General features: G+C 74.3%; 15 protein-coding genes. 11 read left to right on the top strand and 4 right to left on the bottom strand.

Annotated features, from left to right (window positions below; all coding sequences use genetic code 11):
• Positions 1–300: 300 nt before the first annotated feature.
• Positions 301–1095, bottom strand: coding sequence for an alpha/beta hydrolase (locus TR50_RS02100; RefSeq protein ID WP_042412958.1), 795 nt, complete (start codon positions 1093–1095; stop codon positions 301–303).
• 52 nt (positions 1096–1147) lie between these two features.
• Positions 1148–1585: an Lrp/AsnC family transcriptional regulator gene (locus TR50_RS02105; RefSeq protein ID WP_042412960.1), complete on the bottom strand. Its 438-nt coding sequence runs from the start codon at positions 1583–1585 to the stop codon at positions 1148–1150.
• A 152-nt stretch (positions 1586–1737) separates the two neighbouring features.
• Here TR50_RS02105 and TR50_RS02110 point away from each other — a divergent pair, with 152 nt between their 5' ends.
• From TR50_RS02110 to TR50_RS02135, 6 genes are all read left to right on the top strand, one after another.
• Positions 1738–2535 carry a tryptophan 2,3-dioxygenase gene (locus TR50_RS02110; RefSeq protein WP_042412963.1) on the top strand — a complete coding sequence of 266 codons (798 nt, stop codon included), beginning with the start codon at positions 1738–1740 and terminating at the stop codon, positions 2533–2535.
• Entirely contained in the window at positions 2532–3764 is a 1233-nt protein-coding gene (gene kynU, locus TR50_RS02115) for a kynureninase (protein WP_201776778.1), read from the top strand. Before TR50_RS02110 ends, kynU begins: the two co-directional genes overlap by 4 nt.
• 204 nt (positions 3765–3968) lie before the next feature.
• Entirely contained in the window at positions 3969–5033 is a 1065-nt protein-coding gene (locus tag TR50_RS02120; RefSeq protein WP_063774973.1) for an EamA family transporter, read from the top strand.
• A gap of 48 nt (positions 5034–5081) precedes the next feature.
• Entirely contained in the window at positions 5082–5360 is a 279-nt protein-coding gene (locus tag TR50_RS02125) for a hypothetical protein (protein ID WP_152648203.1), read from the top strand.
• Positions 5361–5456: 96 nt separating this feature from the next.
• Positions 5457–5939: a group II truncated hemoglobin gene (locus tag TR50_RS02130; RefSeq protein ID WP_042412968.1), complete on the top strand. Its 483-nt coding sequence runs from the start codon at positions 5457–5459 to the stop codon at positions 5937–5939.
• Between the two features lie 91 nt (positions 5940–6030).
• A complete protein-coding gene (locus TR50_RS02135) occupies positions 6031–6975 on the top strand; it encodes a ketopantoate reductase family protein (protein ID WP_042412970.1) in 945 nt (314 codons plus the stop codon).
• 115 nt (positions 6976–7090) lie between these two features.
• Here the strand turns inward: TR50_RS02135 and TR50_RS02140 are convergent, their stop codons facing one another.
• Complete coding sequence (locus TR50_RS02140) at positions 7091–7681, bottom strand: TetR/AcrR family transcriptional regulator (RefSeq protein WP_042412973.1); 591 nt, start codon at positions 7679–7681, stop codon at positions 7091–7093.
• A 136-nt stretch (positions 7682–7817) separates the two neighbouring features.
• On the bottom strand, positions 7818–9056 hold the full coding sequence (locus TR50_RS02145) for an amino acid deaminase/aldolase (RefSeq protein WP_042412975.1): 1239 nt from the start codon (positions 9054–9056) through the stop codon (positions 7818–7820).
• A 136-nt stretch (positions 9057–9192) separates the two neighbouring features.
• On the opposite strand from TR50_RS02145, the gene TR50_RS02150 reads away from it, so the two are divergent.
• The 5 genes from TR50_RS02150 to TR50_RS02170 all read left to right on the top strand — a co-directional run bounded on the left by TR50_RS02150 (position 9193) and on the right by TR50_RS02170 (position 14960).
• Positions 9193–10509 carry a D-arabinono-1,4-lactone oxidase gene (locus tag TR50_RS02150; protein WP_042412977.1) on the top strand — a complete coding sequence of 439 codons (1317 nt, stop codon included), beginning with the start codon at positions 9193–9195 and terminating at the stop codon, positions 10507–10509.
• Positions 10510–10581: 72 nt separating this feature from the next.
• Positions 10582–12066, top strand: coding sequence for an acyl-CoA synthetase (locus TR50_RS02155; RefSeq protein WP_042412979.1), 1485 nt, complete (start codon positions 10582–10584; stop codon positions 12064–12066).
• 96 nt (positions 12067–12162) lie between these two features.
• Complete coding sequence (locus TR50_RS02160) at positions 12163–12534, top strand: YciI family protein (protein ID WP_042413306.1); 372 nt, start codon at positions 12163–12165, stop codon at positions 12532–12534.
• Entirely contained in the window at positions 12531–13769 is a 1239-nt protein-coding gene (locus TR50_RS02165) for an RNA polymerase sigma factor (protein ID WP_042412981.1), read from the top strand. Before TR50_RS02160 ends, TR50_RS02165 begins: the two co-directional genes overlap by 4 nt.
• Positions 13770–13892: 123 nt before the next feature.
• A complete protein-coding gene (locus TR50_RS02170) occupies positions 13893–14960 on the top strand; it encodes a PucR family transcriptional regulator (RefSeq protein ID WP_369405687.1) in 1068 nt (355 codons plus the stop codon).
• Positions 14961–14998 lie beyond the last annotated feature (38 nt).

Raw genomic sequence — 14998 nt, forward strand, 5'->3', positions numbered from 1 at the left:
ACCCCGCGCCGCGAGGTGTCGGGCAGGAACAGGCGGTCCGGCGCGCCCGGGGCGCCCGGGGCGCCCGGGGCGACCGGGGCGACCGGGGCGACCGGGGCGACCGCCGGATCCGAGCCGCGCAGCGTGACGTGACGGCACCACCGCACCGACACGGGGACGACGTCGAGGAGCGACGCGAGGGACGTCGAGGGCGCGGCGCAGGCTCGCGGCCGAAGGCATGGCAGAGCCGTGGCCGGTCAGCGCCGCCGGCGCACGGGCCGACGGCCCCGCGCGGGGTGGAGCCGCGGAGCCGCGGGGCGCCTACGCCTCCAGCGCCGCCAGGAGATGCGGCCAGGCGATGGAGCCCGGGTCGATGACGCCGAAGTGCTCGACGCCCTCCAGCTCCACCAGGTGGGCCCGGTCGCCGGCCGTGCGTGCGGCGTGGGCGTAGGTGCGGGACATCGTCGGCGGGACGTCCTCGTCGTCCGCGCCGTGGATCAGGGTGACCGGGACGCCCAGCGGCAGCAGCGCCGCCGGATCGCAGTCCGCGTAGCGGGACGGGAGGGCGTCGACGTCGCCGCCCATCATCGCGCGGGCCGCGCCGCTGCCCAGGTTCCACTCGTCGGCGAGGCGCAGCGACGCGCAGCCGGCGAGGGAGACGACGGCGTCGGGGCGGCCCTCGGAGTGCCACGGCGACCCCGCCGGAAGGCGGCGCCGCGCCGCCGCCCACAGGGCCAGGTGCCCGCCGGCCGAGTGGCCCACGTAGACCGTCCGCGACGGACGCACGCCCTCGGCGGCGGCCATCGTCGCGAGGGCCTCGGTGCAGACCGCCACGTCGTCGAAGATCTCCGGCCAGCCGGGCGTGCGGCGGTACTCGGGGACGGCGACCAGGAAGCCCTCCGCGGCCAGCGCCTTCGCGAGCGGCGCGGTGTGGTGGCGGTCCCACCGGGGACGCCAGAAGCCGCCGTGGAAGAGGACCACCAGCGTCTTGCCCTCACCGCCCGGGCCGCCGCCCTGCGGCAGCAGGAAGTCGACCACCTGCTCGGGGTGGCCCCCGTAGGCGTGGGTCCGGTCGGCCTCCAGCCGCAGCGCCCGCAGTGCGTCCTCGTCCGGCATCCTGCTCACTCCCCCTCGGTCGGCTCCGAGGCCGACTCCGACTCCGACATCCTCACACCGGCTCGACCGGCCGCCAGCGCAGCGGGGTCGACAGGATCATCGTGCTCGACGGCTGGCCGTACTCGGCGAGCCGGTCGATCAGCTCCTCGAACTCCGCCATGGTGGCGACCGCCACCATCAGCACGCAACAGGCGCCGCCGGTGACCCGGTGCAGTTGCAGCACCTCCGGCCACTTCGCGACCGACGGGTCCCGCAGGACGCAGCGCGGCCCGTAGCACTGGACCTGCACCAGCGCGGAGACCACCCGGCCGGCCCGGGTGAGGTCGACCTCGGCGTGGTAACCCGTCAGCACGCCGGACGCCTCCAGGCGGCGGACACGCTCGGCCACCGCCGGGGCGGAGAGGTTCACCCGCCGGGACAGCTCGTTGAAGGACAGCCGGGCGTCCTCCTGCAGCTCCGCCAGCAGGCGCCGGTCGACCGCATCCAGCACGCCTCTCACCTCACACTTTCCGAACACTAAGCCAATCGGCTCATCACCTTGTCCAGGCTAAGCCGTTCGCCGCCGGGGCAGCCCGTCGCCCATTCAACGAGGCGGCGAACCGCAGCAGAATGAAAGCGACCACCGCGCCTGGAGGACCACCCATGCCTGCGACGCCCGCATCCACGCTCGCCGAGCCGACCACACCCAAGGTCGACTTCGCCGCCGCGACCACGCCCTACGCCGCCTACGCGGGGATCGACACCCTGCACTCGCTGCTGCACCCGCTCAGCGAGGAGCCGGCCGAGACCAGCTTCATCGTCGCCACGCAGGTGATGGAGCTGCTCTTCGGCCTGATCCGGCACGAGTGGACCCGCGCGCAGCAGGCCCTGCGCGTCGACGACCTGCCGACCGCGATGTCCGCGCTGCGCCGCGGCCTGGACGCGCAGGACGTGCTGGTGACCTCCTGGGACCTGCTGGCGTCGATGACCCCGGTGGAGTTCAACTCCTTCCGGCCGGTCCTCGGAGAGGCCAGCGGCTTCCAGTCGTACACCTACCTGCACCTGGAGTTCCTGCTCGGCAACAAGCACGAGCGGCTGCTGCGCCTGTACGCCGGGCACCCGGAGGTCCACGCGGACCTGCGCCGCACGCTGGAGGCGCCGAGCCTCTACGACGACGCCCTCGCCTACGTGGAGCGGCGCGGCCTGGACGTCTCCTCCCCCGTCGGCGCCTGGCTGGCCGCCAACGCCGACCCCAAGCAGGGCGAGGTGTGCGCCCTCGCCGAGCTGCTGATGGACGTCGCCGAGCGGGTCACCCGATGGCGGCAGCGCCACCTGGCCTCGGTCAAGCGCTGCATGGGCGCCAAGCCCGGCACCGGCGGGTCCAGCGGCCTGAGCTGGCTGCGGCACGCCGCCGAGCAGGACGTCTTCCCCGACCTCTGGGCTGTGAGGGACGCGCTGTGACCACTGCTGAAGACGTGACCACGCGTGAGGACGCCCTCGCGCTGGACGCCGCCGACCCGCTGCGCGGGTTCCGGGACCGCTTCACGCTGCCCAAGGACGTCCTCTACCTCGACGGCAACTCCCTCGGCGCGCTCCCGTCGCACACGCCGGAGCGGCTGCGGCGCATGGTCGAGGAGGAGTGGGGCCGGGGTCTGATCCGCAGCTGGAACGAGGCCGGCTGGTACGACCTGCCGCGCGGCCTCGGCAACCGCCTCGCCCCGCTGGTCGGCGCCGCGCCGGACCAGGTGGTCGTCTGCGACTCGACGTCGGTGAACCTGTTCAAGGTCCTCAGCGCGGCGCTTCGGCTGCGCCCCGGCCGGTCGACCCTCGTCAGCGAGGTCGGCAGCTTCCCGACGGACCTCTACATGACGGAGGGCCTCGCCCCCGCCCGCCGACGGCTGATCGGACGCGACGGGCCGACGCTCGCCGAGCTGCTCGACGAGGACACCGCCGTGGTGCTCCTCTCCCACGTCGACTACCGCACCGGCCGGCTCCAGGACATGGCCGCGGTCACCGAGCAGGTGCACGCCGCGGGCGCGCTGATGGTCTGGGACCTGTGCCACTCCGTCGGCGCGCTCCCGGTCGAGCTGGACGCCTGCGGCGCGGACTTCGCCGTCGGCTGCGGCTACAAGTACCTCAACGGCGGCCCCGGCGCGCCCGCGTTCCTGTACGCGGCGCAGCGTCACCACGCCGCCGCGCGGCAGCCGCTCAGCGGCTGGTTCGGGCACGCGGAGCCGTTCGCGATGTCCCCCGACTACCGTCCGGCGGACGGCATCGGCCGGTTCCTGACCGGCACGCCGCCGCTGCTGAGCCTCGCCGGCCTGGACGCGGCCCTCGACGTCTGGGCGGACGTGGACCTCGCGCAGGTCCGCGCGAAGAGCCTGAGCCTCACCTCCTTCTTCCTGACGCTGACGGACGCGCTCGGGCTGGAGTCCGTCACGCCGCGCACACCCGAGGAACGCGGCAGCCAGATCTCGCTGCGCCACCCGTCCGCGTACGCGGTGGTCCAGGCCCTGATCGCGCGGGGCGTCATCGGCGACTTCCGCGAGCCGGACATCATGCGCTTCGGCTTCACCCCGCTGTACGTCTCCCACGCGGACGTCTGGGACGCGGCGGACGCGCTCCGCGACGTGCTCGCCACGCGCGAGTGGGCGCAGCCGCGCTTCGCGGAGCGCGGCGCGGTCACGTAGTCGCGCCGGGGCGCGCACACAGGGGCGCGCCCGCAGGGGCGTGGGGAACCGCGCGAGAGACCACGTGGGGCGGTCGATCCCACGGGGACGGGACCGGCAGCCACCAGGGTCTCTCGCGCGGTTCCCCACGCCCCTGCGGGTCGTCAGCACCATCAACATGAGACGCCACTGTCGAAACACCGGGCCCCCTGCCACAATGCGGGCATGCACACCTGCTCCGCCCGCTCCAGCCTCGGGCTGCCCCTCGCACTGGTCAGCGCCTTCGCCTTCGGCGGCTCCGGAGTCGCCGCGAAACCGCTGATCGAGGCCGGGCTCAGCCCGCTTCAGGTGGTGTGGGTCCGGATGGCGGGCTCCGCCCTCGTGCTGCTGCCCGTCACCGTCCGGCACCGGGGCCTGCTGCGCCGACAGCCGTGGCTGCTGCTGGGGTTCGGGCTGCTCGGGGTGACGCTCGTCCAGGTGTCGTACTTCTTCGCCATCTCCCGCGTGCCCGTGGCGATCGCCATGCTGCTGGAGTACCTCGGCCCGTCCCTGCTGCTCGCGTACGTGCGCTTCGTGCAGCGCCGGCCGATCACCCGGGCGGCGGCCCTGGGCGCGCTGACCGCGACCCTCGGGCTGGCCCTCGTGGTCGAGGTGTGGACCGGTCTCGGCGGACTGGACCCGGTCGGAGTCCTCTTCGGGCTCGGCGCGGCCTGTGCCCAGGTCGGGTACTTCGTGATCTCGGAGAAGGCCGGGCGCTCGGCCGTGGCGAACCCCGCCGAACGGATCGACCCGGTCGCGCTCAGCGGGTTCGGGCTGCTGATCGGCGCGCTGGTGGTGACGCCGCTGGCGCAGCCGTGGACGCTGCCGTGGCACGTGCTGGGCGGCGAGGCCGCCATGGGTTCACGGCACGTCCCGGCGCTCGCGCTCGCGCTGTGGATGGTGCTGGTCTCGACCGTCGTCGCCTATCTCTGCGGTGTCGCCTCCGTCAGCAGGCTCTCCGCGCCGGTCGCGTCGGTGATCGCCTTCCTGGAGGCGGTCGTGGCGACGCTGCTCTCCTGGTTCCTGCTCGGCGAGCACCTGTCGACGCCCCAGTTGCTGGGCGGCGGGCTGGTGCTGGTCGGCGCGTTCGTCGCGCAGACCAGCCGCAAGGTGGAGACCACCACGGTGGTCGCCTCCGGTGCGGAGCCCGTGCCGGGCCCGGCCCCGGCCGACGAGGCCAGGGGCGAGACCACGGACGAGACCACGGACGAGACCGCCGGGGAGACCGCCGGGGAGGCGGCGTCCCACTGACGCCGCACCCGACATGCGGGACGGGACGGGTGCGCGCATCGTTGTCCCATGAGCACGATGCAGATGTCGAACAGCAGCAGCAACCCGGGCTTCCGCCCCAACACCCAGTTGCTCGCGGCCGGAGCCGCCATGACCGGCTTCGGTGCGCTGGTCGTCGCGGCCGGAGCCGCGATGGTCGGCTTCTCGCTGGCCATGGCCGGACGCCGCTGGGTCCAGAGCTGGGAGACCGCGCCGACGGAGATGGCCCAGCGGACCTTCAACCAGGCCCGAGTCGCCTCCCAGGCCGGTCTGGACGCCTGGCGCGGCGCCAGCCCGTCGCTGAACTGAACCGGACTGGACTGATCCGAGCCTGAACCGCTTGCGCGGGCTCCTGTTGCGGCGTAATCATGATTACAACAGGAGCCACGCAAGAGGAGCACCCTCGTGAGCGAGCACCCCCCGTCGATCCTCGAATGGGCCGGCGGCCTGGAGGCGTTGCAGCGTCTGACCGCCACGTTCTACGGCAAGCACGTCCTGAACGACCCGCTGCTCGCGCCCCTCTTCGCCGGGATGGACGCCGAGCACCCGCAGCACGTCGCACTCTGGCTCGCCGAGGTCTTCGGCGGCGAGGACGGCCCGCAGGGCTACTCCGAGGAGCGCGGCGGCCACGCCCACATGGCCGGCCGCCATCTGGGCCGCCACATCACCGAGGCGCAGCGGCGGCGCTGGGTCGCGCTGCTGATGGACTCCGCGGACGAGGTCGGCCTGCCGACGGACCCCGAGTTCCGCGCCGTGTTCACCTACTACATCGAGTGGGGCAGCCGGATGGCGCTGATCTACTCCGGCGAGAACCCGCCCCCGATCGACGCCGCCCCGATGCCGCGGTGGTCCTGGAACCAGACGCCGCCCTGGCAGCCGTCCGCCTGAGCCGGAAATACCCGCGGCCGTCCCCCTGTTGTCGCCAGGGGGTGCAACAGGATCGCGGGCAGCCGCGCGGCTGGGCGGGAGGGCGGACAGGATGCGGATCCTCGTCGTCGGGGCGGGAGCGACCGGGGGCTTCTTCGGCGGGCGGCTGGCGCTGGCCGGACGGGACGTCACCTTCCTGGTGCGCCCCGGGCGCGCCGCCGCGCTGCGCGAACGCGGCCTGCGGATCGTCGGGGCAGGCCTCGGCGGGCCGGAGCAGGAGCTCCGGCCGCGGCTGGTGCTGCCGGGCGAGGTCGACGGCCCCTACGACGTGGTGCTGCTGTCGGTGAAGGCGGGCGCGCTGGCCCAGTCCCTGGAGGACGTGGCACCGGCGGTCGGTCCGGGCACGGTGATCGTCCCCTTCCTCAACGGCATGGCCCATCTCGCGGCGATCGAGCGCCGGTTCGGCCCGGACGTCGCGCTCGGCGGCATGGTCCGCGTCGCCGGCACGCTCGACGACGACGGCGACGTCCGGGTCCTCTCCCGCGTCAGCGAGTCCGTCATCGCGGACATGACCCTCGGCGAGCTCGCCGGCGGGACGAGCGCGCGGATCGAGCGCATCGGCAAGGAGCTGTCCGATGCCGGATTCGGTGTCGTCGTCTCCCCCGACATCCTCGGCGTGATGTGGGGCAAGTGGGCCTTCATCAGCGCGCTCGGCGCGCTGACGACGCTGATGCGCGGTTCGGTCGGCGAGGTCGTGCGGGCGGGCGGCGGCTGGCTGGGCCCCGCGCTCCTCACCGAGGCCGCGGCGGTGGCCGCGGCGGCGGGCCATCCCCTGACGGACACCCTGCGGGAGCGCATCGCGGCGAGCCTCACCCGCGCGGACTCGCCGGACACCGCGTCCCTCTACCGCGACACGGCAGCGGGGCGGCCGACGGAGGGCGAGCACATCCTCGGCGACCTCACCGCACGCGCGCGCGAACTGGGCGTCGACACCCCGCTGTTGGACCTGGCGGCCCTCCAGCTCCGGGTGCACGGGCTGCGCCTGGCGGCAGGCTAGGGGCGCTGGGCTCCACCGGCCTGCGGATCCACCGGTCTGCGGCTCCGCCGCGCGCGGCCCGGGCGACCAACCACGGGCCCCGGCCGGAGGCAGAGCCCCGCGCCCCTGAACGGCGCTACCGCGCCACGGAGACCAGGTACCGCGCGTACTCGTCCAGCGCCGCGGCCGCGGCGGCGTCGTCGCGGTCGATGAGCCAGTTGAGCGTCAGCCCGTCCAGGACCGCGAGGCCGTAGCGGGCGAGGACGGGCAGCGGGACGGACCACTCGAAGCCCGCCAGGCGGGCCATCGTCCCGAGGGACTCGCGGTTGACCTCCAGGTAGCGGCCGTACTGGTGGCGGGCCAGCTCCGCGAGGCCCTGCTGGCGCAGGGCGTACTGGGTCAGCTCGTACGTCAGCAGGTGCTCCTCGGGCGTCGCGCGGATGCGGTCCCAGTAGGCGTGGAGCGTGTCCCGGACGACCTCGGCGACGGGCGCGCCCTCGACGCCCGCCGCGACGGCGGGCGCGAGCGCGCCCTGCATGATGCGTTCGACGACGCTCTGCAGCAGCTCCTCCTTGGAGCGGAAGCAGTAGTGGAACGCACCCAGCGGCAGTCCCGCCTCGGCGACGATCGCGCGGGTCGTCGCCTTCGCGACGCCGTCGCGGATCATCACCTTGATCGCCGCCTCGATCAGCTCCTCGCGGCGCTCGTCGGCCGACCGGCGGACCATGGTGACTCCAGGTGCAGAAGGGACAAGTGAGACGGGCACGTTCCCGGCACGCTACCTCAGCACGCGTCCGGCACAGGCCGCGTGGCCGGTCCGCAGGGCCGCCGGCCTGCGGACCGCCGGTCCACGGGCCGCCGGGCTACAGGAAGGCGTGGCCCTCACCCCGGTACGTCGGGGCCTCGCCCACGACGCGGTCGCCCTCGACGAGGTGGAGCCGGTCCACGCGCTCGCACAGCTCCCCCGCCTTGGCGTGCCGGAACCAGACCCGGTCGCCCAGGCGCAGCCCGTCCGCGGCGTCGCCGACGAGCGGGGTCTGCACCTCGCCCGCGCCCTCCGTGCCGACCAGGCGCAGACCGGGCGGGAAGACGGGGGTCGGCAGCCGGTCCGGGCCCGCCGGGCCGGAGGCGATCCAGCCGCCGCCGAGGACGGTGACGTGCCGGGGCGCGGGGCGGCGGGTGACGGTCAGGGCGAAGTACGCGGCAGGGTACGGGGTGAAGGCCCGGTAGTGGTCGAACAGGCGCGGCGCGTACAGGCCGGAGCCTGCGCCGAGCTCGGTGACCGCGGCCTCGGACGAGGTGGCTTCGAGACTGCCGGTGCCGCCGCCGTTGACGAACTCCAGCGGCGCGACGTCCTGGACGGCGCGCACCGCGGCGGCGCGGCGGATGCGCAGATCCTGCGTCGACAGGCGCTGCATCAGCCGCACCCCGGCGCGCATCAGCGGCGAGCCGGGCTGGTTGTCGGCGAGGCCGGCGATCTGGCCCTCGTAGGACATGACGCCGACCAGCCGCAGCCGCGGCCTGGCCACGACCGCGCGGGCCAGGGCGCCGGCGGCGGCCGGGTCGTGCAGGGGCGAGCGCCGCATGCCGAGGTGGATCCGGCCACCGAGCAGCCGCAGCGACGCGTCGAGGTCCAGGCAGACGCGCACCTGCGGGCCGTTCGCGCCTGCCGTCTCGGCAGCGGCGGTGATCAGGTCCAGGTGTTCCACGGAGTCGGCCATGACCGCGATCCGCGCGGCGGCGCGCTCGTCGGCGGCGAGTTCGCGCAGCGTGGCGGCGTCGGCGCAGGGGTAGGCGACGAGGATGTCGCCGAGCGAGTCGTCCGTGGTGCGGGCCAGCCACAGGGCCTCGGGCAGGGTGAACGCCAGGATCCCCTGGTAGCCGGGGGTGCGCAGCACGTCCTCGATCAGCGGCCGGCAGCGCAGCGACTTGCTGGCGAGCCGGATCGGCTTGCCTCCGGCGCGGGCGACCATCCGCTCCGAGTTGGCGCGCAGCGCGCCGAGGTCGACGACGGCGAAGGGCGGCCGCAGCCCGGCGGTGGCCCGCTCCAGCTGGTCGAAGGTGGCGGGCGACGTGGTCTTCCTGGGCGTTTCGGTCGTCATCGAAGGGCCTCTCGCTGGACCTGCCGGGGGCTGGTACGAGCCCGCGCTTGTCCGGCAGCGTGACTTGTTCAGTTGTCCAAGTCAAGGCTGCTGGACTCTTGACTTGGACAACTGAACAAGTTCACTCTTCCGTCTCATGACGAACGCGTGGCGCAACTGGGCAGGGAACGAGCAGGCGCACCCGGTGCGGGTCGCGCGGCCGGCCGACGCGGGCGAGGTGGCCGCCGAGGTCGCGGCCGCGATCCGCGACGGGCACCTGGTCAAGGCGGTCGGCTCCGGGCACTCGTTCAGCCCCGCCGCCGTCGCGCCCGGCGTCCAGCTCCAGCTGGACCGGATGAACCAGCTGCACTCCGTCGACGCGGCCTCCGGGCTGGTCACCGTCGGCGCGGGCATGCCGCTGTGGCAGCTCAACCCGCTGCTGGCCGAGCACGGCCTGGCCATGGAGATCCTCGGCGACATCGACCGGCAGACGATCTCCGGCGCGATCTCCACCGGCACGCACGGCTCCAGCACCCGCTTCGGCGGCATCGCCACGCAGGTGCGCGCGCTCGAACTCGTCCTCGCCGACGGCTCGGTGACGCGCTGTTCGGCCACCGAGCAGCCCGAGCTGTTCGCCGCCGCCCGCGTCGGCCTCGGCGCGCTCGGCGTCCTCACCAGGGTCACACTGCAGTGCGTCCCGCTGTTCGCGATGCGCGCGCAGGACACCCAGCAGCCCGTCGCCGAGGTGCTGGAGCACATGCAGGAACTCGCCGACGCCCACGACCACTTCGAGTTCTTCTGGTTCCCGCACAGCGAGGTCTCGTTGACCCGCCGCTTCACCCGGCTCCCGGCCACCACCGCGCTCACCCCCGTCGGCGCGCTGAGCGCACGGCTGGACGAGATCCTCAACGGGCCCGGCTTCGAGACCCTGTGTCGGGTCGGCACGCGCTTCCCCGCCACGATCCGACCGATCGCCCGCTTCGCGGCGAAGGCGATGTCGGCGCGGGAGTGGACCGACCTCTCCTACAAGATCTTCGCCTCGTCCCGCCCGGTCCGCTTCCTGGAGGGCGAGTTCGCGATCCCCCGCGAGCACGCGGCGGACGCGCTGCGGGAGATCAAGCAGTGGATCGACCGCAACGACGAGCGGGTGTCCTTCCCGCTGGAGATCCGTTTCGTGGCCGCGGACGACATCTGGCTCTCCACCGCCCAGGGGCGGGAGAACTGCTACATCGCCTTCCACCAGTACCACCGCATGCCGCACGAGCGGTACTTCCGGGCCTGCCAGGACATCCTCTCCTCCTACGGCGGCCGTCCCCACTGGGGCAAGATGCACGACCTCGACGCCGCCGCCCTGCGCCCGCGCTACGCGCACTTCGACGACTTCGTCGCCCTGCGCGACAAGCTCGACCCGACGGGCCTGTTCGCCAACCCGTACCTGGACCGGGTCCTCGGCAAGGCACCGCAGGCGCGCTGAGGGGACCGGCCCCGACCCCGGGCCCGGCGGGCTAGCGTGGTGCCACTGCCCCCGGTCCCAGGAGGAACGCACGTGAGCAACGGTCCGCTCTTTCCCGCCGTCGCGGCCGGCGGTTCCGCGCCCGCGGTGAGCTTCGGCGCGCGCGGGCTCGACTACGCACGGCTGCGCGCTGCCGTGCTGGCCACGGCGGCTCGCCTCGGCGGGGCGCGCCGGGTCGCGCTGTGGGCGACGCCGACGCTGGAGACCGCCGTCGGCGTGGTCGCCGCGCTCGCCGCCGGGGTGACCGTGGTGCCGCTGAACCCGAAGAGCGGGGAGCGCGAGCTCGCCCACGTCGTCGGCGACAGCGCGCCCGAGCTGGTCCTCGCCGCCGCGGACGACGAACTGCCCGGCGTGCTCGCGGGTCTGCGGGTGGTCACGCCGCAGCTCTCGGCCGACGGTCCGGACTCGGAGGCCCCGTGGCCGGCCGAGCCGGACGACGAGTCGCCCGCGTTGATCATCTACACCTCCGGGACCACCGGCCCGCCGAAGGGCGCGATCGTCCCGCGCCGCGCGGTCCGCACGACCCTGGACGCCCTGGCCGAGGCGTGGGCGTGGACCGGCGGCGACGTGCTCGTGCACGCGCTGCCCCTGTTCCACGTGCACGGGCTGGTGCTCGGGATCCTCGGGCCGCTGCGGCGCGGCGGCAGCGTGCGGCACCTCGGGCGGTTCTCCCCCGAGGGCGTGCGGGACGAGCTCGCCAACGGGGCGACCATGCTGTTCGGCGTGCCGACGATGTACCACCGGATCGCGCAGGACCTGGACGCGGGCGACGCGGGGCTGGCGAAGGCGCTGGCCGGCGCCCGCCTGCTGGTCTCCGGTTCGGCCGCGCTGGCGACGCGCGACCAGCGCGCGATCGAGGCGGCCACCGGCCGCCGCGTCGTCGAGCGGTACGGCATGACGGAGACGCTGATGAACACCAGCGTCCGTCCGGGCGCGGACCACCGGCCGGGCACCGTCGGGACGCCGCTCGACGGCGTGGAACTGCGGCTGGTCGACGAGGCCGGCATGCCGTTCGACGCGGCGGACGTCCGGGCCGGGGGCATCCGCGACGGGGAGACCGTCGGCGAGATCCAGGTGCGCGGCGCGAACCTGTTCAGCGGCTACCTGAACCGCCCGGACGCGACGGCGGACGCCTTCGCCGAGGACGGCTGGTTCCGCACCGGCGACATGGCCGTGCTCGACCCGGACGGCGCGGTGCGCATCGTGGGACGCAAGTCCACCGACCTGATCAAGAGCGGCGGATACAAGATCGGCGCGGGCGAGATCGAGAACGTGCTCCAGGAGCACCCGGCCGTGGCCGAGGCCGCGGTGACCGGCGAGCCCGACCCGGACCTCGGCGAACGCGTCGTCGCCTGGATCGTCCCGGCCGATCCGGCCGCGCCGCCGTCCGCCGACGAGCTGGCAGTGCACGTCGCGGCCCACCTCGCACCGCACAAGCGCCCGCGCGAGGTCCGCCACGTCCCGGCGCTGCCGCGCAACGACATGGGCAAGGTGATGAAGCGCGCCCTCGGCGCGTGACGTCCGCGGGCGCTGCCGATGTCAAGAACCGGGCGGCGGCTCCGACCACCTGTCGACAGGCCCCGCGAGGGGCCGGTGGACGACAAGGAGGACGAGATGAAGTTCCTGATCAGCCTGCACATCAACCCGGCGGTGCTGGACGCGCTGACCGACGAGGAGAAGGCCGCGATCGGCGAGGGCCACGGGCGGTTCATCGCGGCGCTGAAGGAGTCCGGTGAGCTGATCACCACGCAGGCGCTGGTCGACCCGTCGCAGGCCGCCGTGGTGTCCGTCCGCAACGGACAGCCGGTGGTGACCGACGGGCCGTTCCTGGAGTCCAAGGAGTTCCTCGGCGGCTTCTACCTGATCGACTGCGAGAACAAGGAACGGGCGGTCGAGCTGGCCGCCCGGATCCCGGACAGCGCGATCGAGGGCCTGGGCGTCGAGGTGCGTCAGGTGATGTTCTCCGACGGACACTTGGAGGCGTGACGGCCCCGCCCGCCCTGGAGGACCTGCTGCGTGAGCTCACGCCGCAGGTCCTCGGCGCGCTGGTGCGCCGCTACGGGCGGTTCGAGGGCTGCGAAGACGCCGTCCAGGAGGCCGTGCTCGCCGCCGCCGTGCAGTGGCCGTCCGAGGGCCTGCCGGACAACCCGCGCGGCTGGCTGACCACGGTCGCCTCCCGGCGCCTCGTCGACCAGCTGCGCAGCGACCACGCCCGCCGCGAACGCGAGACCGCACTGGCAGCCGGCTTCGACGCGGAGGCGGCGCCGCAGGACGTCCCGGACACCGACGACACCCTGGTGCTGCTGTTCCTGTGCTGCCACCCGACGTTGACACCCGCCTCGCAGACGGCCCTGACGCTGCGCGCGGTCGGCGGCCTCACCACGGCCGAGATCGCCCGCGCGTTCCTGGTGCCGGAGGCCACGATGGCCGCCCGGATCAGCCGGGCCAAGCAGCGCATCAAGGCCGCCGGCAGCACGTTCGCCCTGCCGCAGGGCCCGGAGCGCGAGGAGCGGCTGCGCGTCGTCCTGCACGTGCTCTACCTCATCTTCAACGAGGGCTACACCGCCTCCTCCGGCGACACACTGCACCGCGCCGACCTGGCCCGCGAGGCCATCCGGCTGACCCGCACAGTGCACGCGCAGCTGCCCGAGGACACCGAGGTCACCGGCCTGCTCGCGCTGATGCTGCTCACCCACGCCCGGCGCGACGCCCGCACCACGGCCTCGGGCGACCTGGTGCCGCTGGCCGAACAGGACCGGACCCGGTGGGACCGCGCCCTGATCGACGAGGGCACCGCCCTCGCCCGGACCTCCCTGGCCGGCCCGTCGCTGGGCCCCTACCAGCTCCAGGCCGCCATCGCCGCCACCCACGACGACGCGGCCACGGCCGAGGAGACCGACTGGGCGCAGGTGCACGCCCTCTACCTGATCCTGGAACGCATCGCGCCCAACCCCATGGTCACCCTCAACCGGGCCATCGCCCTCGCCGAGGCGCACCGCCCCGAGGCCGGTCTGGAGCTGCTGGCGACACTGGACGGCGACGAGCGGATGGCGCGTCACCACCGGCTGCTGTCGGTCCGCGCCCACCTGCTGGAGCGGACCGGCGATCCGGCCGCCGCCTACGACCTCTACCGCCGCGCCGCGAAGGCCACCGCGAGCCTCGCCGAACGCCGCTACCTGGAGTCCCGCGCCGCCCGGGTCCGGCCCAAGGGCCCGTTCTAGACGCTTCCAGCCCGTTCCAGACCGTTCCCAGACCGGTTCGAGGTCGTCCCGGTCGTGCGTCCACAGTGCAGCGGGTACGCTGACCCGTCGCTGTCGCTGTGTGTACGGGGGAGGAAGCGGGAGTTGGCCACCGTCAGAGCTGGGTCGCAGGAGTCCGCGCCGTACGGGGACGACACGTGGACGCGGACGATGGAGGAGGTGTCCCACAGCGGCCGGCGGCTGCGGCGCGAGGAGCTGGACGCGCTGCGCGCCTACGGCGACCACGCCGCCGAGGAGGGACGCGGACTCGCGGAGCTGATCGACGAACGACTGGCCGCGACCGGCCGGGTGTGGGAGGACCGCCCGGTGGACGCCGCCTCGATGGCGGCCCTGCGCGCCGCCGTCGCGGCGCTCGCCGCCGGGCACGGCCTGGCCTACCGCGAGCGGCTGCGCCGCGAGGAGGCGGGACGCCGGCAGTTCGTGGCGGACCTGCTGAGCAGCCGCAGCGACCTCGGGCGGCTGGCCGAGCACGCCGAGCGGTTCGGCCTCAACCTGGCCTGCGCGCACGTGGTCGCGGTCGCCGAGGGCGACGGCTACGGCCTGGACGACCCGCTCGTCCGCGGCCTGGAGCGGCAACTGCTGGGCCGCTTCGGCGACCAGGAGGTGCTGCTCGCGGTCAAGCACGGACGGCTGGTGTGCATCGTGCCGTCCGGGCCGGGCGAGGAAGCGGTGATCAAGGCGTTCGCCGAGCTGACGAAGGGCCGCCGGGTGGTCGTCGGCCGCCCGCACGGCGGGCCCGGCGGCGTGGTGCACTCCTACGAGGAGGCGCGCTCGGCCCTGGAGCAGGCCGACCAGCTGGATCTGCCGGGGCAGTTGCTGCGCGCGGCCGACCTGCTGGTGCTGCCGGTCCTGCTGCGGGACCGCGACGCGCTGGAGGAGCTCGTGCGCAGCGTGCTCGGGCCGCTCCACAAGGCCCGCGGCGGGCCGCGGCCCCTGCTGGAGACGCTGACCGCGTACGCCGACTCCCGCTACGTCACGGCGGAGGCGGCCCGCCGTCTGGGCCTGAGCGTCCGCGCGCTGGCCTACCGGATCGCGCACATCGTGCGCCTCACGGGCCTGGACCCGGACGACGCCCTCCAGCGCTACACCCTGGAGACGGCCGTCTTCGGCGCGAGACTTCTCGGCTGGCCGGACCAGCCCTCCGAGGCGTGACGCCCCGAGGCGTGGCCTTCCGGACGTGACCGGCTGAG

The sequence above is a fragment of the Streptacidiphilus anmyonensis genome (assembly GCF_000787855.1).
Classification (GTDB): Bacteria; Actinomycetota; Actinomycetes; order Streptomycetales; family Streptomycetaceae; genus Streptacidiphilus; species Streptacidiphilus anmyonensis.